At 43.9% G+C, this 18,833-nt stretch carries 20 protein-coding genes; 6 read left to right on the top strand and 14 right to left on the bottom strand.

Annotated elements, in window-relative coordinates; genetic code table 11:
• Positions 1-128: 128 nt before the first annotated feature.
• The 6 genes from H8S64_RS10920 (at position 129) to H8S64_RS10895 (ending at position 8,218) form a co-directional block, all read left to right on the top strand.
• A complete protein-coding gene (locus tag H8S64_RS10920; protein WP_186976084.1) occupies positions 129-686 on the top strand; it encodes an RNA polymerase sigma-70 factor in 558 nt (185 codons plus the stop codon).
• A 65-nt stretch (positions 687-751) separates the two neighbouring features.
• A complete protein-coding gene (locus H8S64_RS10915) occupies positions 752-1,921 on the top strand; it encodes a FecR family protein (protein WP_186976083.1) in 1,170 nt (389 codons plus the stop codon).
• A 168-nt stretch (positions 1,922-2,089) separates the two neighbouring features.
• Entirely contained in the window at positions 2,090-5,560 is a 3,471-nt protein-coding gene (locus tag H8S64_RS10910) for a SusC/RagA family TonB-linked outer membrane protein (protein WP_176554992.1), read from the top strand.
• Between the two features lie 11 nt (positions 5,561-5,571).
• Positions 5,572-7,161, top strand: coding sequence for a RagB/SusD family nutrient uptake outer membrane protein (locus H8S64_RS10905; RefSeq protein WP_186976082.1), 1,590 nt, complete (start codon positions 5,572-5,574; stop codon positions 7,159-7,161).
• Between the two features lie 10 nt (positions 7,162-7,171).
• Positions 7,172-7,786 carry a fasciclin domain-containing protein gene (locus tag H8S64_RS10900; protein ID WP_186976081.1) on the top strand — a complete coding sequence of 205 codons (615 nt, stop codon included), beginning with the start codon at positions 7,172-7,174 and terminating at the stop codon, positions 7,784-7,786.
• Positions 7,787-7,798: 12 nt separating this feature from the next.
• Complete coding sequence (locus tag H8S64_RS10895; protein WP_186976080.1) at positions 7,799-8,218, top strand: hypothetical protein; 420 nt, start codon at positions 7,799-7,801, stop codon at positions 8,216-8,218.
• Positions 8,219-8,318: 100 nt separating this feature from the next.
• Here H8S64_RS10895 and H8S64_RS10890 read toward each other — a convergent pair whose 3' ends face one another.
• The 14 genes from H8S64_RS10890 to H8S64_RS10825 all read right to left on the bottom strand — a co-directional run bounded on the left by H8S64_RS10890 (position 8,319) and on the right by H8S64_RS10825 (position 18,750).
• Positions 8,319-8,939 (bottom strand): trimeric intracellular cation channel family protein, encoded by a 621-nt coding sequence (locus H8S64_RS10890; protein ID WP_186976079.1) that lies wholly within the window; start codon positions 8,937-8,939, stop codon positions 8,319-8,321.
• A gap of 78 nt (positions 8,940-9,017) precedes the next feature.
• The gene (locus H8S64_RS10885) at positions 9,018-9,854 is read right to left on the bottom strand and encodes an ATP-binding protein (protein WP_186976078.1); all 837 of its coding nucleotides are present in this window, start codon (positions 9,852-9,854) and stop codon (positions 9,018-9,020) included.
• 66 nt (positions 9,855-9,920) lie between these two features.
• On the bottom strand, positions 9,921-11,093 hold the full coding sequence (locus H8S64_RS10880; RefSeq protein WP_186976077.1) for a MalY/PatB family protein: 1,173 nt from the start codon (positions 11,091-11,093) through the stop codon (positions 9,921-9,923).
• A 171-nt stretch (positions 11,094-11,264) separates the two neighbouring features.
• Complete coding sequence (locus H8S64_RS10875; protein ID WP_186976076.1) at positions 11,265-11,429, bottom strand: hypothetical protein; 165 nt, start codon at positions 11,427-11,429, stop codon at positions 11,265-11,267.
• A gap of 94 nt (positions 11,430-11,523) precedes the next feature.
• Positions 11,524-12,150, bottom strand: coding sequence for a DUF6266 family protein (locus H8S64_RS10870; RefSeq protein ID WP_186976075.1), 627 nt, complete (start codon positions 12,148-12,150; stop codon positions 11,524-11,526).
• Positions 12,151-12,304: 154 nt separating this feature from the next.
• Positions 12,305-12,901, bottom strand: coding sequence for an N-acetylmuramoyl-L-alanine amidase (locus H8S64_RS10865; protein WP_186976074.1), 597 nt, complete (start codon positions 12,899-12,901; stop codon positions 12,305-12,307).
• A gap of 24 nt (positions 12,902-12,925) precedes the next feature.
• Entirely contained in the window at positions 12,926-13,300 is a 375-nt protein-coding gene (locus tag H8S64_RS10860) for a 3TM-type holin (protein WP_186976073.1), read from the bottom strand.
• Complete coding sequence (locus tag H8S64_RS10855) at positions 13,285-13,581, bottom strand: MerR family transcriptional regulator (RefSeq protein ID WP_186976072.1); 297 nt, start codon at positions 13,579-13,581, stop codon at positions 13,285-13,287. Before H8S64_RS10855 ends, H8S64_RS10860 begins: the two co-directional genes overlap by 16 nt.
• A gap of 93 nt (positions 13,582-13,674) precedes the next feature.
• A complete protein-coding gene (locus H8S64_RS10850) occupies positions 13,675-14,295 on the bottom strand; it encodes a DUF6266 family protein (RefSeq protein WP_186976071.1) in 621 nt (206 codons plus the stop codon).
• Positions 14,296-14,762: 467 nt separating this feature from the next.
• Positions 14,763-15,164 (bottom strand): LytR/AlgR family response regulator transcription factor, encoded by a 402-nt coding sequence (locus H8S64_RS10845; protein ID WP_186976070.1) that lies wholly within the window; start codon positions 15,162-15,164, stop codon positions 14,763-14,765.
• A 268-nt stretch (positions 15,165-15,432) separates the two neighbouring features.
• Positions 15,433-16,695: a hypothetical protein gene (locus tag H8S64_RS10840; protein ID WP_186976069.1), complete on the bottom strand. Its 1,263-nt coding sequence runs from the start codon at positions 16,693-16,695 to the stop codon at positions 15,433-15,435.
• Between the two features lie 29 nt (positions 16,696-16,724).
• Entirely contained in the window at positions 16,725-17,762 is a 1,038-nt protein-coding gene (locus tag H8S64_RS10835; RefSeq protein ID WP_186976068.1) for a hypothetical protein, read from the bottom strand.
• Positions 17,763-17,807: 45 nt separating this feature from the next.
• A complete protein-coding gene (locus H8S64_RS10830; protein ID WP_186976067.1) occupies positions 17,808-18,329 on the bottom strand; it encodes a hypothetical protein in 522 nt (173 codons plus the stop codon).
• 142 nt (positions 18,330-18,471) lie between these two features.
• Positions 18,472-18,750 (bottom strand): hypothetical protein, encoded by a 279-nt coding sequence (locus H8S64_RS10825; protein WP_186976066.1) that lies wholly within the window; start codon positions 18,748-18,750, stop codon positions 18,472-18,474.
• Positions 18,751-18,833: the final 83 nt, after the last annotated feature.

Below are 18,833 nucleotides of genomic sequence, written 5' to 3'. Positions count from 1 at the left end.
TGTTATCCCGCTACCGTTCGGTAGCGGGATAACTGTGTTATAAAGTGGTTTGTGGTAATAAATTGTGTCACCATTGTTGGGAAATAATTATATTCTTTATCTTTGTCCGTGGATAAAGTGTATATACGGTGAAAAGTGAGTTCGACATATTATTTGAGAAGTATTACGAGCGTCTTGTCTTGTTTGCCGAGGGGTACGTGGGGGATTTGAAAACGGCGGAAGATATGGTGCAGGATGTTTTTTTGGCACTTTTATCCCGAAAGGATTTAAAGGATGTGGAGTATAGCCGTTCCTATCTTTATAGTTGCGTGAAGAACGGGTGCGTGGATTACCTGCGTAAATTAAAGATTACCGATCCTTTGGACGTGAAGTTGTTTGATGCGGCTTACTACACGGGAGATTTTGACGTGTTGGAGCAGGAGAAATTGATTTGCAGGGTCGAGGAGGAAATTGAAAAATTACCGGAGCAACGGCGAGAAGTGTTGAAGTTGAGTGTCTACGAGGGGATGAGTTATCCGCGGATCGCGGAAGTCACGGGATTGTCTGTCAATACGGTAAAAACTCACATGAAAAAAGCATATCAAGATTTACGAGAGACTCTTTCTGATCAGCATGTACATCTTTTTTTGTCTTTTGTTCTGCTGAAGATGAGACGAAAAGCAATTTCAAAGTTATTCAATCCATAATTTTTTTCATTTTTCGTTCACCCTGTTTTTCCATTTTTACGTCATAGGTGTAAAAATTTAAACAGATGAGTGAATCGGAGTTTATAAATGTATCTCTTCTTTACCGGAAAATGACGGGGGAACTTCTTTCCACCGAGGAGCAGAAGGCATTTGACGTGTGGTACGCCGTGAGCAAGGAACATCGGTTGTATTATAAACGTTTTTGCCGGCAACAGGAGAAGATTATGGAAAGACAATGTTCCCGTGTCGATGTCCGGAAAGGATATGCTAGTATTCGGGGAAAGCGACGTCGTTATATGAACCGATGGACTTGGGGAGGAATTGCCGCTTCTTTGCTATTGTCCGTGACGCTCGGAACGGTTTATTGGCAAAACGGTCGCACGAAGAATGTTCAAGAAGTTAATTCGGGTTTCCGTTTTTCCCCCGGTCATAAGAATGTGATACTTTCATTGGGAGGGGGACAAAAAATCGTTATTGATTCCACGTTCTCGGAAAAAACTGTCGGACAGGATTGTGTAGCGATTCAAGTTGAGAATGGCGTTTTGCGTTATCGACAAAACACGGTTATTACGGAGGCTCCTGTTTTTAACGAGCTGGTTGTTCCGCCTTCCGGAGAGTATATCGTGGAATTGGTTGACGGCACGAAAATATACTTGAATTCGGATTCCCGTTTGCGTTACCCGACGTCTTTCACTGGAATGAATGAACGCAGGGTATTTCTGGAAGGAGAGGCGTATTTTGTTGTTTACAGAGATGAGAAGAGACCTTTTATCGTTGAAACTTTGCAGGAAGAGGTGAAGGTATTCGGAACGGAGTTTAACGTGATGGCTTATCGGGATGAGGATGTCGTGCAAACAACTTTGGTGAAAGGAAGCGTCGGGATAAATGTAAAAGGAGAGAGGAAGGATGTGTTCCGGAGAATAGTACCGGGAGAACAATTCCGTTTGCATAAACAGTCCGGGGAGGTGAGAATAGAGACGGTGGACGTATTCCCTTACGTGGCTTGGAAGGATGGGCTGTTTGTTGCCCGGAATGATGATTTGGAATCCATTATGCGGAAGGTGGCACGTTGGTATGATGTCGAGGTGTTTTATCAAAATCAAGGTTTGAAAGAGAAACGTTTTTTCGGTATCATGAAAAAACAGACTTGTTTGGATGAAGTGCTTGAAATCATAGCCAAAGCGGGTGATGTGCAATTTAACGTGAGTGGCCGGACGGTTATCGTGAAAGAGTAAAAATAAAACAAGAAGTTGTTTGCAGCAACTTCTTGTCAATAACAAATAGGGAACAAACATTTTGCAGGTGTTGTTCCCGGTAATGTTTCATTTAAGAATAACAAATGTATGAAAAAAAATCGTTGGAACGTTCCTATACGGGGGAACTGTTTTCGAAAAATGTGGCTTATGACAAGATTATTGACAGTTTTTTTGTTCGTGATGTCGATGAATGTATCGGCAAGCCTCTATTCTCAGAATAAGACGGTCAGTCTTAAATTGAACGGGGCGACTTTGGAAGAAGTGATTCAATCGTTGAAATTGCAAACGGATTACGGGTTCTTTTATAACATTGATAACAAGGATATCAAAAGCGTCAGGAATATTTCTATCGACGTGAAGGATATGGCTTTGGAGGATGTGTTGTTGCACGTGTTGAAGGGTACGAATCTGACGTATTCCATCGTGAATAACGTGGTTATTCTTAACACGAAAAACCCGGTTGTCACGAGGGATTCGGTTCAAAAAGAACACGTGTTGGTCGGTAGAGTGATAGACGAGAAGAAGGAGCCTATACCGGGCGTAACAGTAAGATTGAAAAACACGAATATCGGTACGGCAACAAATAATAAAGGGATTTTTGTTTTCCGGTTGCCGATCACGAAAGGTGCGCTGGTATTGAGTTTCGTCGGGTTTAAGACGAAAGAGCTGGAATTCAAGCTCCCCTCTGATACGCTTAGAATCACGTTGGAAGAGGATTTGGCAAGTATTGACGAGGTAACCGTGGTGGCTTACGGGGAACGGAAAAAGCGGGAAGTAGTGGGTGCTATATCTTCCGTGAAGGCGGATGATATAAAAGAGGTTCCGACGGCTAGTATCGAGAATCTTCTGCAAGGTCGGATGGCGGGAGTCGAGATCAACACGCAGAGCGGTGCTCCCGGTGGTGGCGGTAGTGTTGTTGCTATCCGGGGATATAATTCCCTGTTCGTGGGGGACGGTCGCGATTACGGGGAACCGTTGTACGTGATTGACGGGGTTCCTGTACATTCGTTTACTTCTCCAATCACGGGGACGAATGCGTTGGCAGAGATTGACCCGTCGACAATAGAGTCCGTCGAGGTATTGAAAGACGCAGCTTCTGCGGCAATCTATGGTTCTCGTGCCGGAAATGGAGTGATCCTGATTACCACGAAAAAGGGTAAAGCCGGTAGGGCCAGTTTTTCTGCAAATGTATCCTATTCTTACTCTATATTACCCGAGACTCCGGTACAAACGGGAGGGCGAGGCGAGAGGGCTTTTAATTTTGACGTGATGAAGAATGAACATATGGCCGGGTATAATAACGGGGAATATATATTCCCGCAGAATTATTTGGATTCTAAAACCGGTTTGGGATTATATGACCGTTGGTGGTACAACGCGATGAAGCGCACAAGTGGGAAAAGACAGTTACAGGATTCCTTGAATCCGTATTATAATAATTCCACGGATTGGTTCCGTTATGCATTCCGTGCCGGGGAAATCGTAAACGCGAATATTCAAGCAAGCGGGGGAAGTGAAACGATAAATTACCTCGTGGGGGCCGGCTATTATACTGAAAAGGGGATCATGTACGGGAGTGATTTCTCCCGTGTAAATCTGATTGTAAATTTAGGTACGCAACCTGCCCGGAATTTGAGTCTGGATACAAGGTTGTATTTTGCGTATACAGACCGTAGCCGCGGGGCCGGTACCGGTGGTACCATGTCCGGGTCAAAAATCGAGAGGTTGACGGTAGATCCCAAAACTACTTCCTCTCTTCTTGCCGCCGGGGGGATAAATGAGGAGAAATTGCTCGAAGAGTTGAATACTTCCATTGAGAAGAATGAATCTTACCGTTTGCGTGCGAATCTGAACTTAAGATACCAGTTGTACAAGGGATTGAATTTGTCTGTACTTGGTTCCTTGGATTACAATCAAGGAATGAGAAATAATTTTCGACCCAGTACTTTGGATCCGACAAACGGTCTGAGTTCTTCTATCGGGGAGGTCGACCGGAACTTGTTAATTTTGAACGAGAATATGTTGACCTATAAAACCTCTTTTAACGAGAAACACAATATAGACGCGTTGTTCGGTATTTCTTACCAGTCTGATCAGAACGATTATATTGCGGCGAAAGGATTGGGGGGAGCCAGTGACAAGATTCATTATATTGTAGACGAGGGAACATCTGTTGAGGTTAATGGGCAGACCATATACCTGAAAGAAGCTAAAACGGATCGGACAGAAAAAGTGTTGGTCAGTTATTATGCCCGTTTGGCGTATAATTATATGCAACGCTATCTTTTTGAAGCAACTTGGCGTAAGGATGGTTCTTCCGTGTTTGGGAATAAGGTGCGTTGGGCTACATTCCCGTCGGCGGCTGTCGGATGGGCTTTTTCAGAAGAAAGTTTTCTGGAAGACGTGTCTTGGTTGAATTTTGGTAAGATTCGTGCTTCTTGGGGACGTTCCGGGCAACAGTTCGGGCAGGCATACTTGGCGCACGGCGTGATGGTTCCGAACGGGACTTTCTTGGGACAAACGACAATTTCTCCGAATCCCATGGGTGGAATGATTAATCGTCGGTTGACATGGGAAGAGAGTGACCAGTATGATTTGGGGCTGGATATGGATATGTTTGATTATCGTATAAAATTTAAGTTGGATTATTATTATAAGTTGACGAAAGGTCTTTTGTATTACGTTCCCTTGGGCGGTAACTGGAGTTTTATGACGAATCAATGGCAGAACGCCATGCGGGTTTCGAACGAGGGATTGGAACTGGAGCTGGAGGCTGATATCTTCCGTGAAACAGCCGTTTCTTGGAGGATGAAATTTAATATTTCCCGTAACTGGAATCTTTTCAAGAAGAGTTACACGGGGCGTGACGTGGAAAAATACGTTATCGGACGACCGCTTTATTCTATTTTCTTGTACGAGGATGACGGTTATTATCAGACGGATGATGAGATTCCTTATGTTTATGACCAAAGAGGTTACAAGCATAAAATGTATGTAGGTGCAAACGGAAGCGGTAATGCTGCTACCCGTTATGAGGAGGGAACAAGGAGAATTTTGGATATTGATGGGGATGGCATGATCGGTGCGGGAGATATGGTTTACCAAGGTAGTGCCTTGCCTTTGGCTTATGGAGGCTGGGTGAATGAAGTTAAATGGAAAGGGTTCGATGTGAATATTCTTTTCACTTACTCTCTTGGACGTAAGATGTATAGAACTTATAATCATAAATCTTTAACAGGAAACCCGGATGTTCCGATTCTGGAGAACGTGGGTAAAGTATCTTTTTGGGAAAAAGAGGGGGATATTACCGATTACCCGAGAAAGGCTGCTTATAGTGATATTTTGCAGCAATTTGGGGGGACTTTGGCTTCCAACTTGGAAAAGGTAAGTTATATCAAGTTGAAACAATTCACGATAGGTTATGATGTGCCTAAACAGGTTGTAAAGAAATTGAAGCTGTCCGGTGTGCGATTGTTCTTCACGGGCGAGAATCTTTTCACATTGACGAATTATTCCGGTTTAGATCCGGAGGTTGTGGATATGTACTCGGGGATGGATGATTTTAATTACTACCCGTTGGCCCGGAAGATATCTTTAGGACTTACCGTAAATTTTTAGATGAATAGGTTATGAGAAAATTGATAAGATTATTGGCTGCAATTGTGTTGTGCTTGAGTATTTCATGCAGCAGTATGTTGGACGTTGAGCCTGAAAATTCTGTTACCTTTACTAATTTTTATAAAAATGAACAGGATATAGCTGCGCTGACTCGCGGAATGCACGCGATACTGGCATGGTCGTTTCGAACTTTTAATACGTTGGAATATGCGGGGGTGAAAACGGATGCTTCTCCTTCCGGTCATTTCCCATCTCCCGATGTTTTTATGCGTTTTCATTTATGGAATTCTGTCGGGACAAGTTGGAAGAGTTTCTATGATGCGATTTATCAATGCAATTTGTTGTTTGATAACGTCCAACAACCCGTGTGCGCTCAAGATCGGATGGATTTTTATTATGGACAGGCAAATTTCATAAAAGGGGTATGTTATCTGCAATTGGCCCGTTATTGGGGAGATGCCGTTATTTCCGGACATACAGAGGATACTCAAGCTCGTCCTAAAAAGCCGATGGTGGAGGTTTTGGATACGGCATTAGCTTGTGCGGAAAGAGCTTTCATGTTATTGAAGAAGCATGAAGAATTGGTGGATTATGCCGGAGCCAGAATTACCTCGAAGCAATACGGTAGTAAAGGTAGTGCGGCAACTTTGATAGCACACATCTACGCGTGGAAAGCTGCGATGGGGAAAGGTTTGAGTGATGAAGAAGTGCGTGCATGTTGGGAAAAGGTGGATACTTATGCATCCAAAGTGATCGACACGGACGAGTGCGGGTTTTATGAATTGGAGAATAGTGCCGAGTTATTGGTTGCGAATACTTTAAATACACGTAATGGTAAAGAGAGTATTTTCGAGATAGAATTGAACGCGCAAGATAAAACATTGGATGGGACTGTTTTTACATCCGCTCGTTGGTTTGTCGGTTTTCCTGTTGTTCCGGGAGCACTTCCGGGAGATATTAATAGTAATCAATGGAAATTGAAAATTCAAACGGTTCTCGATATGTACCCGGGAGCAGATGAACGCAAGAACGCTTTTTTTTATAAACCGGAATTATATTCAAATGATCCGGACAGCGCACGCGCCTGTGGCGGATATGCTTTCGAGTATAAATACAGAAAAGGGTTGTACAGTACTTCCACGACTTCTGAACAGACTTTAGAATTTGTGAATTTCGACGTGAACAGGATGGTTTGGCGTTTGGCCGATTTGATTCTGTTGAGGGCGGAGGCACGGATGCATTTAGGGAATACAAACGGTGCCGTGCAGGATTTGTGGAGAGTTCAGCGGAGATCAAAAGCCGTTGAATACGCGGGTGGTGATTTGCAAATGGCGATCTTCCGGGAAAGAGAAAAAGAATTGATTTTTGAAGACCACCGTTACTTTGATATCATGCGAAATAAAGGATATTATAAAACAGAATTGCCTAAAAATAAAGTGTTTGTTCCTTTCCCGTTCCCTCACGAGGAAGAGGAGGAAGTGTATAGTTTATTGACGGATCAGGAAGTGGCGGATGGTGCTCTTTTTTTACCGATAGGGGATGGAGCGTTCTTTTTGAATCCTATGATGATTCAGAATACATATTGGTTTAATAGAAAATAAAGTTATAGCCATGAAAAAATTAATTATTGGACTGTTGTTAGCCACGTTTTGGGCTTGTAATACAAAATATAATTATATTGATACGGGTATTTCAGATGGAGTTCATGATTGTTCTATGCTGGAGTACTTGAAAGGGGATTCATATAATTGGGATACCATTGTACGTGTTATTGAACGTGCCGGGTTAACTTCTTTGTTTGAGGGAGAGGGACCCGGGGAGCAGATAACGTTTTTGGGACCGACCAATCATTCTATCCGTAATTGGATGTATGACAGCGCGTACATTGATGTAAACAGTATCCCCGCGGATACGTGTAAGAAAATCGTGTTGCGCCACGTGATTAAAGGCCGGTACATGATGACGGATATTCCTCGCGGCAGTATCGGCACGAGTGCCTCTTCCGGACGTGACGGTGGTGTTGAAATGCCAACTCTGGGAGGAGGAAAGGTGTGGCTTTACACGGTGTCTACTCCTGCTCACGGGGTGGAAGATGCCGGTCCGCTGACTCTTTATTGCGTTTCTTTGGATTTTCAAAAAAGTATTCCGTTGGCTTGTCCGGATATTCAAACGAATACAGGTGTCGTGATTTCCTTGGATTACAATTTTTATTGTGGTGAATTATAAATGAATAGAATTATGGGAAAATATATTGCTGGTTTTTTATTGCTGGTTGTCGTGGCGATGTCATGTCATGATGTGAAAATTGGCTATTTGGAAACGGAAAATGCTGTTTATGTTCCGGACTCGTTGGTGGTGAATTTGGAATGGACAGTGGAGGAGTACATACGATGGGAGAATGAATCCGATTGGGTTTCCACGGGGATACAGGGGGTGTTGGGAACGGCTCCGATTACTTATCGGGTGGCAGATGTAAAGGTGGACGGAGAAGGTGATGCCGAAGCTATGAAAGCGGCTTGTGCAATTAATGGCGGCGGGATTTTTACTATCCCGTTTCATCACGAAATCCCCAAGGGTGTGTATATATTATCAATAGAAATAAGTAATGAAGATTATCATTTCGTAAAGGATGATATTTTCAGGATTATAGTGAAATAGGTATTGTCGTAGACGTGCAAAGCTCGTGGTGACCGAGAAATAATGTGCTTGGAGTTGTATCTTATGGAATACAATTTCAGGCACATTTTCCCGCTTTATATTAATGATCTTCATGCCCTTTCAGTACCGGGAGGCTGATATGGTATTTTACAGCGACAACACGAGCAAGGATGACGCTTCCGGCTGTGACGATTTGCGTGGTGACGTGACCGATGCCGAGGGCATCACAGGCGAAGTAGATAAAGCCGCCGAGAATACAGGCGATGGCGTAAATATCTTTTCGGAAGATAAGGGGTACCTCGTTGATGAAAATGTCGCGAATGACTCCCCCGACGGCTCCGGTGGTCATACCCATGATGATTGCTACCCACGTGGGGAATCCGGCGAGTAAGCTCTTCTCGATGCCGACCACGGTGAATAGCCCCAGACCGATGGCGTCGAAAATGAAAAAGGTATTATTTAGCCGGATCACGTGTTTTCCGAATATGATGACGAACAGGAGGGCAAGTCCCGTGACGATGAGGTAGGATGGTTGGTGCATCCAGAAAGGGGTGACACCCAGTAATAAATCCCGGGTTGTTCCACCCCCGATAGCCGTGGCTGCTCCCACGACATAAGCCCCGAACCAGTCAAAACGTTTGGCAGAAGCAAGACGGATACCGCTGATCGCGAAAGCGAAGGTTCCGATGTAGTCGATAATGGTAGTGAAATCTATATGCATAATCCTATTTTTGAGGGGACAAAAATAGTAATAATGTATGTCGATTGCTCTCGTTATAAGATGTTTTACAACAGGATACTACACCCAATCTTCGCTTTTTACTTCTCCTTCCACGGAAAGGATAATTCGTTTGACCGGGATGTTGCGTGAGGCTTGTTCTCTTGCCTTCAATGCCATTTGGAATAGTCCGCCGCAACAAGGAACTTCCATGATTACCACCGTTAACGTGTTGATCTTGGCATCGTCAATCATATCGCGAAGTTTATCCACGTAGGAGTCCGTGTTGTGGTCGAGTTTCGGGCAGGCGATTGCCAGAATCTTGCCTTTCAGGAAACGCTCGTGAAAGTTTCCGGCGGCGAATGCCGAACAGTCGGAGGCAAGGAGTACATCCGCGTTTTGGAAATACCCGGCTTGCGGGTTAAGCAGATGTAATTGAACGGGCCATTGCCGGAGTTCCGAATTTCCGGTACAAGCGACCGGGGTGGCTTTCGTGACAGGTTTCAGTTCTCTTGCCATGGAGCCGGGACACCCGCATCCCAGTTTTTGGGCGGGATGTAATTCTTGCAGGTTCACGGGAATGTTATGGCGTTTCAGGTATTCCACTCCCTGTTTTAATAATTCTGTTTCTCCATGTTCTTTCAAATGGTGTAAATGAGCTAGTATCACGTGTTGCCCTTTAGGAGCGATACGCTCCATGACAGTCTCTTCACTATAAGGTTCCGCTTCTCTCTCTTCCAGTTCAATAGCGCCGACGGGACATTCCCCGATACACGCACCTAGCCCGTCGCAATACAAATCGCTGATCATGACGGCTTTCCCGTCTATTAACTGTAACGCTCCCTCGTGACAACCTTGTACGCATAAACCGCAACCGTTACACTTTTCCTCGTCTATCTTGATTATTGTTCGTTTCATCTTGTAGTTGTTTTTGATTTCTAGTACAAAGATAAGGCACGAGGGAGAGATATTTTGTAATGATTATTACAATAGGGGAATAAATGTTTTCTTTATTCGTTCAAGTCCTTCTTTTACCGTGGCAAGAGGGCAGCCGATGTTCATGCGGAAGAATCCTCTGCCTTCTTCGCCGAAGTCGGTTCCGCTATTGAGTCCTATTTTTGCTTCCTTGAGTAATTTTTCCCGCACCTGTTCGTGTGTCAACCCGGTATCCCGGAAATCCAACCAGAGCAGGAATGAACCTTCAGGGGGGAGCATTTTTACCCGGGGAAGTTCCCGTTGCAGGAATTGGTCCGTGTAGGTAATGTTCTTTTCGAGGTAGCGGAGCATCTCGTCCAGCCATGCATCGCCATGTTTATAGGCTGCTTCCAACGTGATATGCCCGAAGATATTTCCTAAATCCAAGTGCAGGCATAATATTTCCTTTTCAAAACGGCGGCGTAGTTCGGGAGATGAAATCACGATAACGGAATTCATCATTCCGGCGATATTGAATGTTTTACTGGGAGCCATCATGGTTACCGTAATGTCGGCAATTTCGGGTGACAGGGCTGCCATTACCGTGTGCTTGTGTCCGAACAGGGCAAGGTCGGCATGTATCTCGTCGGAGAGAATGGTTACCCCGTGTTGCAGGCAAAGATTACCTACGCGGGTGAGTTCATCTTTCGTCCATACCCTGCCTACCGGGTTGTGCGAGTTACTGATGATAAGCAGTTTCACTCCTTCTTGCAGTTTCCGCTCGAAATCTTCCCAGTCGATGCGGTAATGTCCGTCTTCTACTTTCAACGTGCTGCACACGAGTTCCCGTTGATTGTCTTTCACCACGGCATGGAATGGCGGGTAAACGGGTGTGAAAATAAGTACTTTATCCCCTTTCCCCGTGTACACTCGCACGGCGAGGGACAATGCCGTCACGATACCCGGGCTACTTAATATCCACTCTTGTTTTACCTGCCAGCCGTGGCGACGTGCCGTCCAGTCAATGAAAGCCTGTTTTGCTTCATCCGTTCGGAACGTGTACCCGAAAACTCCTTTTTCACAACATTGGCGTACGGCTTCCAGAATTTCAGGTGCTGCCTGAAAATCCATATCTGCCACCCACATGGGGAGGATATCCGTAACCCCGAACACGTTTGCCAGATTATCGTATTTCGCGCAAGCCGTGTTCCGGCGATCTATTATTTGGTCAAAATTGTACATATCGTTTGTTTTTAAGTTGCTGCAAGTTACAAAACTCTTTCGTGAAATCCATGTTTATCGGCTTTTGAAAGCTGAAACAATCACTTTGTATTTGAGTAACAAGTACTTAACAATACTATGCTTCTTTTGTGATTCGGCACCAGTTCGGTGCCGAATCGGAATCTATTACCACTATTCCTGTCGTTGTCTCCATCGCCGTTTCACCCGGGCGACAACGATGGAGCTAACCACTCCGCCCACGATACTTACTACCCCGGCGAAAAAATGATCCGCCATTTGCGACAACACTGAATTTAAACTCAGTGTCGAAAACATTCCTATCATAAAATAATTCATACAATTGAAAATTGAAAGTTGAAAATTGAAAATGAAAGAGGATTCAGCCACACAAAAGCAAAGCCCCGTGCGGCTGGAATCACCTAATCATAAATCAAGAAATCAGTACGCTGTCCGATGCTCCTTTCCCGTTCTTCAGCATGGCGAAGCAATACACTTTCACCTTCGTGCTATCCCAGTCTTCCGGGAGTGCGTAACTTGTGCTGCCACTCTCGCTGCGGGCTCTCAACATCACTAGCCTTGACCTGTCCCGTTCCGTTTCGTACAACACGCCGTACACCTTGTCCTCCGCGGAAGCGTACCCGTCTTCCTCTTCCTGTACCTCCTGCGTGAACTGGTACTTCTTACTCTCCTCGTCGTACGCCATTGTCACCTTCGGCGGAGTAAGTAACCCCGTTGCCACCCGCAGCCGCTCGAAGTCCACCGTTGCCACGTTCTTGTTGTCTACCAAGATCGCCTCTTGATTCGTTGCCACGAATGCGTTTGACGTCGAACCTTTCCCGATACCCGTGAATCCTTTGCGGATCACCGGTAAAAGATTCCGTCCCAGTTGCACCAATGCTTTCATCCTTGCCCGCTGTGCCAGTATCTCCGGTGTCGGGTTGTCTTTCCTCGAGAACACCTTCGCCTTCGCGATGTTCTTCCCTTTCGTGTAACACAACGTGATGTTACCAACTGATTTTCTCGCTTTACCTAACAAATAAGAATTAAATTCTGCCATAAAATAATTGAAAGTTGAAAATTGAAAATGAACTGCTCCCTCAACTTCACGAACCAAATAATATAAGGTAATTCAGCTCTCCCTCTGTTTATAGAGGGAGTACGGCGAAGCCGGGAGGGAGTTCAATCTAAAATTTAAAATCTAAAATCATAAATCATTCCCTCAGCGCGGATTCCAACGCCGGTCCCGGGTCGATTTTCCTTGTCGTGATAGCCGAATGTCCCACCACGTCTTTGATCGGGTAATATTCTTCCAGCACTTCGCATACCTTCATCAATGCTTGTACCTGTACCCTCGTGTAACGATGCCAGTAAGTCAATTTCCCGTTCGAGTCATGGGTGTAAACCTCCTCCGGCGGAACGATCCGTCCACACTCGGCAATAAACAACCCTTCACGTAACCGCAATAAGCCGAGATTATCCAGTTCGATCCCTATGGAATAACGATTCAGTCCCGAACGCCCCGCGTACCAACTCCGTCCGGCATGCCACGCTTCCGTGTCAAACGGCACCAGTTGAATGATCTTTCCCTCCCGCCCGATCACCAGATGTGCTGAAGCGCTTACGTCAGGTCTTGTCAGATAAATTGCCGCCGCCTCACTACCCGCTGCCGCCGTGTAATGTAAAACAATCATATCCGGTCCTACAAGTTTACGCGTGTTCTTCGCGCACACCAGATGCCTTACCCCGTCTCCCACCAAACGGTGGTTAACAATTGAAAATTGAGAATTGAAAATTGAAAATGAACTCATAAATCGTAAATCATAAATCAAAAATTAGAAGCGTTTTTTTCCCGTGAAGGCTTGCACGATTTTTTCCCCGCTTCTTCCCACCACGTAGCCGCCTAACCCGATTTCCAGCAAATCCCAAAAGCGGGAGGTGTCGGCGAGCATGGGCAGGCTCGTGAATGTCCCCGCGAGAACAATCAAGGCGAATGTCAACATCACCAACGGACGCCACGATCGTTGTAACCATGTACCCCGGGCTTCTTCTGTCAGCACCGCCGCGCGGGCTTCCATTACCCGCTTTTCCCACTCGATAAAGATTCGCATCAAATCCGTTTCCAATTGCTTCTTCTCCCTCGCCGGGAGCGTCAGGCGGTCGATCACCCCGCCGACCGCACTGACAACGCCCTTTACTCTTTCCACCATCTCAATCCCGTGACAATACTATTCTTGATCTCTGCCTCGAAGTAAAACTTCTTGTTCCCCACTCTCCGCACGGGAATAGCGAACAACTTCTCGTAACGGCGCAAGGTGTGGGCGGAGATATTCATTGCCTTGCAAACTTCCGCCGCGGTCATCAATCTGTGCGATACGTTTGCCGCCGTTTCTATCGCTAACCTTACCTCCTGCCGGTATTCTTTCAGTTGCCGCAGTAATAACAGGGTTATTTCTTCTCCTTTTTCGATGTTGTTAATCACTCTCTTCATGTTAATTGAAAATTAAAAGTTGAAAATTGAAAATGTAAATCACTGAATCAATAAAATCATAAATCTTAAATCATAAATCTTAAATCATAAATCTTAAATTCGAATGTATTGGCTCGCCGAATACGCCTTCCCCTCCTTTTCCTTGAAAAAGCTGTATAAATGGGCTGCCGTACCTTGTTTCCGTGTCAGGCGGAATATTGCCTTCCCGCCCCCTCGCGTTGCGCCGTCCGTATCGATAAACACGGGCGAGAAAGAGCGATTTGCGTACAGTACGACTACCACCAAGCCATCATTCTCCCGTGCCGAGGGCACATCCATACCCTTCTCCCATGTTAGTGTCACCGTGTCGTCGTCTGCGACCGTGGCTTTCAGGTGGTTCGCTTTTTGCAACAGCCCCACGGACAATTGCAGGCGGGAGAAATCCCCGATCTTGCCGTCCGACCGGAACACCGTCATGTTCAGTTTCATGAATGCATTGTAACCGTTTATCCCGGAGCCTCCCGCCGCCACTTTCCATGCCTCTTGTAATATAGTCCCCTTCAGGTGTTGATAAAAACGTACTGCCACTCTCAGGCAGGAACGATTTGCCCGCTGTTTCACCGTGTCCGCGTCAATATAATTTGACGCCGTACTTCTCACCCGGGTTTCGTTGCCTACCCGGTAAAATACCGTGTTTCCAACTTTCCCTCGAATAGATTCTTCCGTCTTTGCCATTCTTCGTCCTTTTTAATTCATTACTACTATTTTTCTTTCCTCTCCGTCCTTTTCTCCCATTGTCCGGGACAAAGATATTGCCTGCTACTACCGTGTTGCAACTCTAATTTAAAAACGACGTTATCTTTTTAAATTCGACGATTTAACGTCGAATTCCGACAAAAAACCGCTCACCCCGTAACTTCTTTCGATATCCCGGGGAAGAAATCGGGTAGAAAAAAATCATTCCCGCGGCACTCCCGGGTCAAAGACCTTTCGCCTACGCCCCCGAACGTCTTTGAAACGTCTTTGTATCGAAGGTGAAACGTCTTTGATCCCTTATTACACCCTTATCTCATCGAATGCACTTCGGCTCTACACCGGGTATTGTTCCCGGGATTCTGAATATAGTGAAGGGTAAACTTTTCCACGGAATCCCGCCGATAAATATACCTGCGAGGTGTGGTTATTATTTTAGATTATTGATACTATGATTCTGTTTTGCGGGTTTTCCGGGAAATTTCCGAGAAATGTAACGTTCCCTGCAAACGCTTCTGGTAAGCCCTTCCGACGGGGAACCACTCGCTCCCTATTTTCACCGAATTTCCTACCAGCGTGTCGATAAAATGCCAGTTAAGGATAAAACTCTGGTGTACCCGGACGAAACTGCTCTCCGGTAACGACCGTTCGGTTATTGCCAGGCAGTAGGAAACAATTATTTGAGTTCCGTCGGTGAAGTGGAATGTACTGTAACTGCCCGATCCCTGCACGTAAAGTATATCCGCGTACAAGGCTCGCTTGCAATAGCCTTCACCCCAGATAAACACGTGTTCACCCCCGTACCGGGGTTCGTTGGATGATGTTTTTGTTCCTGTTTTTTTATTTTCCATGTTATTGATTTTTATGCCTCGTGAAGAACTCACCGGCGGGCAATTTCGTTTATCATGCTTTTAATGAATAACCGTAAAAATCAATATTGCTTATCCGTATCCCGGGGCCTATCTTCTATATGCGTTTTTTTATTTTGGATAAAGTCGGGAAAATTTCCCGAGGTCGAGATTATAATGAGCTTTTCTTCTGTAAGCACGAGGGAGAGCCAAACAGGTCAGGCTCCCCCTCCACACAAACACCGACTATATAACAATTGTTGAAGACCGTTTACTTGATAATCTTTCCTTTTTTCACTTTGTAAGATGTGTTTCTCCGGGCAGAGTTGCCCCTTTCCAAGTCATTCCCAGTTGATAAATATAATTCACCTGTGTACCATGTTGCTTCTATCGGGTTTCCGTTGTTCCCGGGAAAAATGACATCAAGAGGGAGCGGCTGTCTGGATTTCGCTCCCCGGATCGAGATGAGGTAGAGTTTGCCATCCCGGATTTCCCAGTTAGCGGTATATCCCCGTAAACAAGAGGGAATGAACTCATCCCGCAAACGGGAACGTATTCGGGCATAAAGGTTCATATCATATTGGAGAGGGGTATTTTTTAACTTGTAGGTTTTCCCGTTCGCGGAAAGCGTGTCGATGAATGCCCAGTTGTCAAAAGAATTAGAACAGACATCCTTGCATCCCTTGCCTTCCCATATCCTCAATTCGCATCCCGGCATGGGATGCACTTGACCGCGGAGTTTCACGTAGTCCCATGCGGGTACAAGTAGCACACATTCTTTCAATTCTTGTATGTAGGGATTGGAAAAATCATTTTCTATCCATTGCCCGTCATCATCTCTCACTTGACTGATAGAGGATTTATCCGCTACCACGCGAATGGCAAGACCAAGGCTGTCGATGGAACCGTCAGGGCGGGGAATTACCTGTACTTTAGCAATCACGTAGTTATCTGCTAACTCGGGAAAGCGATCTCCGTTAAATAGGGTTTCTATTAAAGATACAATGTTGTCCGAAAGGGCTGTCTCCCTTCTTTCATTACGGTATGTCGTTTTAGATGCAACGCATCCATTTTCTACCCGGTATATCCATTGATCTTCGTAATCCGATCGGAATCCCATTCCTGCCTGATATATACACTCCCCACCTGCGACGTCCAACTCCCCGCTATACCACGAGGCAAAAATCTTTCCGTCTTGCAGGTAAGCATCGAATATGCCTTCTATATCCATTAAAACGGTTTTATGATTATCAGAACGTACGGTACTGTAACAATCCACGATTCTATCCAGAAATAACGAGTCATTCTGTAACCGCCACCATGCCACGTAAGGTGGCATATCCCGGATATAGTCACCCTCGGGTATGCGTTCATATACTTTGTCATGCAGGATTTGTTTTGCTTTTAAGGGGTTGGAGTACATTTCAAAAGAGTCTTGCCCGATAATCACTATGCTTTGTCCCGAAACTTCTATCGGGACGGTGATGCTGAAGCAAGCTAGAAATACAAATAAAATGATTTTAGATTCTTTCATGATTTCATAAATTGAAGTTAGCGATGATTTTACTCCCACCCATTCCAATGAAGGGGATAACGATATTCCATATCTCCTAAATAGGTCCATGAGGTTTTTTGGTCTACAATTTGTTTACGGTATATTACGATCCAGAACGTTTGTTCTGGAGGGGTTGACATGCGAGATTTTGTATAACCATGGAAGTCGTTAATTGAATTGTAGAAAACATAATCTTTGCTTATTTTTTTGTAAATTTGTGCGGAAAAATCTCCTGTTGACTCAATATAAATCTCGATGTAGTTATCTAATTTATAATGTGTTAGAATTACATAAGTGGGCATGTTATTCCACCATAATCTTTTACCTATAAAATCATTTGAAGGAAAATCCGGCATGGGATCTTCCCAAAGTCCCGTAAAAATAAGCGTAGTTTTCGTATATAATGGACCAAAATATTTTATTTTCCAATTCCACAATACGTCGTTTCCGAATCCCCATTTGAATGTTGCAGAACTTGCGTTTCCTCCTATATATGCCGTGAGTTTTTTAAATTCCTCTTTCAATTCAAAAGAGCCTCCTCCATTTGATTTAGAAACTCCGATTTTAGATGGTCCTTTGAAATTTGCATGTTCTTCTGGTATGATTCCGTCATAACGACCTGTAAATTCCTGCCTCCATAGTGGAGTTGCGTGATTGTAAGTTGCCCTTGATAACGGTTCTTCCTTGTCCTCAATATATTTGTAAAGTTCTTCGTTTCGAGTAAATGGTTCCCCGTTGTAAAATACAATTGCACCGGCCTCTAAATATCTTTCAAACTTTTGGTTCTCGTTTTGTAAATACTCGAGGAAATAGTTGTATTTCTTTTTAGGAATTCCTTGTTCCAAGGCTGAATTCAAATCTAGTATACAAGAGAGTTTACCTTCATTAAATTTTACGTTTTCAAGTAAAATATGATCATTGGGAGAGAGTTCTTCTTGTGTACAACAAGAATAGTCAATGTAGCCAATCTCTGGTTCCGAGACTTCAGGAATACTAGAACAGCTTATTAATAAACAGAGCCAAATAAGTAGATTCGATTCTTTCATAATTCATAAATTGTTGGTTGATAATGAATTTATGGCATCATCATTCTATAATGATAACGTTCCAAATACCATGTATCCATTTTGTTGGATAACACGCACTCTAGGTGTTTTACCAAATTCTAATCTGTAATGCAAAGGTACAAGCCTGTCTTTATATTTTGCCAACACATAAGGGTCATACTCGTCGTATTTTATTTTATACCAAAAGCTGACAATTATACGACCTCGTCGGGTTTCTGTTTGTTTGTAGTCCAAAATTCCATACTTAACGCTTCGCATGTGTTGTATATAATTTTTAGGTGGGAACGAACCCGGAAAAGGATTATCATATATCATGCAAGAGATTATAGAATCTCCGCACACTTGAAAATACTCCGGGATATACAAGTTTGTACCCTCTTCCCCGGTAAAAGCCTGAGGTGTTAAATCAATTCTATATTTCCGGCTATCTATTTTTGCACGGACAGCTTCTTCAAGTTCCTTTTTCGACAAGTTTTCATGTAACGATGCACATGACGATAAGCAGATCAATGTACTTATTACCAAAAATAGTAGTAGTAGTTTCATAATATTGGGAATTAGGTATTATTCATTGATAATTCATATCTATTTGGTGAATAGTTGTTTTTATTATTCCATAGGCAATAAATTTAATTAGTTAAACATTACTTTAGTGTACAAAATGAGCAAATTGAATTTTGTTTATTAACTATTCATTTTCAATATACTCTACTTTGTTTACTTGTTGTTCAATACGCTCGATACTCCTGAAGCTATGTATATTAATATATACTAATATAGCCAGCACTGTCAATATTATGGATATTATTAAAAAAACGACCTTTCTTTTGATTAATGCATTAAGGATGAAAATTATACCTATAAGCATCAGTATCGTTGTAATAAAATGTGATGGACTGAGAACAATTAATAAAGCACCCGCCAAAAAGACAACACTACCAAAAATTAATTTAAATTTCTTGTTCATAATCTTGATTTTTAGAGGTTGTTTAGAGTTATAAAACAGTGATTTAATATATTGCTTGTCATTGTGTCGGTTGAATACTATTT

Source organism: Butyricimonas hominis, from assembly GCF_014287455.1.
GTDB classification, from domain to species: Bacteria; Bacteroidota; Bacteroidia; order Bacteroidales; family Marinifilaceae; genus Butyricimonas; species Butyricimonas muris.
The sequence above is the reverse complement of the archived record's forward strand: the minus strand, read 5'-3'. Positions and strand labels throughout refer to the sequence as shown.

Excerpts from the sequence above, each read along its gene's own strand:
- H8S64_RS10915 (WP_186976083.1), top strand. The coding sequence starts at position 752 with ATGAGTGAATCGGAGTTTATAAATGTATCTCTTCTTTACCGGAAAATG.
- H8S64_RS10910 (WP_176554992.1), top strand. The coding sequence starts at position 2,090 with ATGACAAGATTATTGACAGTTTTTTTGTTCGTGATGTCGATGAATGTA.
- H8S64_RS10905 (WP_186976082.1), top strand. The coding sequence starts at position 5,572 with ATGAGAAAATTGATAAGATTATTGGCTGCAATTGTGTTGTGCTTGAGT.
- H8S64_RS10900 (WP_186976081.1), top strand. The coding sequence starts at position 7,172 with ATGAAAAAATTAATTATTGGACTGTTGTTAGCCACGTTTTGGGCTTGT.
- H8S64_RS10895 (WP_186976080.1), top strand. The coding sequence starts at position 7,799 with ATGGGAAAATATATTGCTGGTTTTTTATTGCTGGTTGTCGTGGCGATG.
- H8S64_RS10890 (WP_186976079.1), bottom strand. The coding sequence starts at position 8,939 with ATGCATATAGATTTCACTACCATTATCGACTACATCGGAACCTTCGCT.
- H8S64_RS10885 (WP_186976078.1), bottom strand. The coding sequence starts at position 9,854 with ATGAAACGAACAATAATCAAGATAGACGAGGAAAAGTGTAACGGTTGC.
- H8S64_RS10880 (WP_186976077.1), bottom strand. The coding sequence starts at position 11,093 with ATGTACAATTTTGACCAAATAATAGATCGCCGGAACACGGCTTGCGCG.
- H8S64_RS10875 (WP_186976076.1), bottom strand. The coding sequence starts at position 11,429 with ATGAATTATTTTATGATAGGAATGTTTTCGACACTGAGTTTAAATTCA.
- H8S64_RS10870 (WP_186976075.1), bottom strand. The coding sequence starts at position 12,150 with ATGGCAGAATTTAATTCTTATTTGTTAGGTAAAGCGAGAAAATCAGTT.
- H8S64_RS10865 (WP_186976074.1), bottom strand. The coding sequence starts at position 12,901 with ATGAGTTCATTTTCAATTTTCAATTCTCAATTTTCAATTGTTAACCAC.
- H8S64_RS10860 (WP_186976073.1), bottom strand. The coding sequence starts at position 13,300 with ATGGTGGAAAGAGTAAAGGGCGTTGTCAGTGCGGTCGGCGGGGTGATC.
- H8S64_RS10855 (WP_186976072.1), bottom strand. The coding sequence starts at position 13,581 with ATGAAGAGAGTGATTAACAACATCGAAAAAGGAGAAGAAATAACCCTG.
- H8S64_RS10850 (WP_186976071.1), bottom strand. The coding sequence starts at position 14,295 with ATGGCAAAGACGGAAGAATCTATTCGAGGGAAAGTTGGAAACACGGTA.
- H8S64_RS10845 (WP_186976070.1), bottom strand. The coding sequence starts at position 15,164 with ATGGAAAATAAAAAAACAGGAACAAAAACATCATCCAACGAACCCCGG.
- H8S64_RS10840 (WP_186976069.1), bottom strand. The coding sequence starts at position 16,695 with ATGAAAGAATCTAAAATCATTTTATTTGTATTTCTAGCTTGCTTCAGC.
- H8S64_RS10835 (WP_186976068.1), bottom strand. The coding sequence starts at position 17,762 with ATGAAAGAATCGAATCTACTTATTTGGCTCTGTTTATTAATAAGCTGT.
- H8S64_RS10830 (WP_186976067.1), bottom strand. The coding sequence starts at position 18,329 with ATGAAACTACTACTACTATTTTTGGTAATAAGTACATTGATCTGCTTA.
- H8S64_RS10825 (WP_186976066.1), bottom strand. The coding sequence starts at position 18,750 with ATGAACAAGAAATTTAAATTAATTTTTGGTAGTGTTGTCTTTTTGGCG.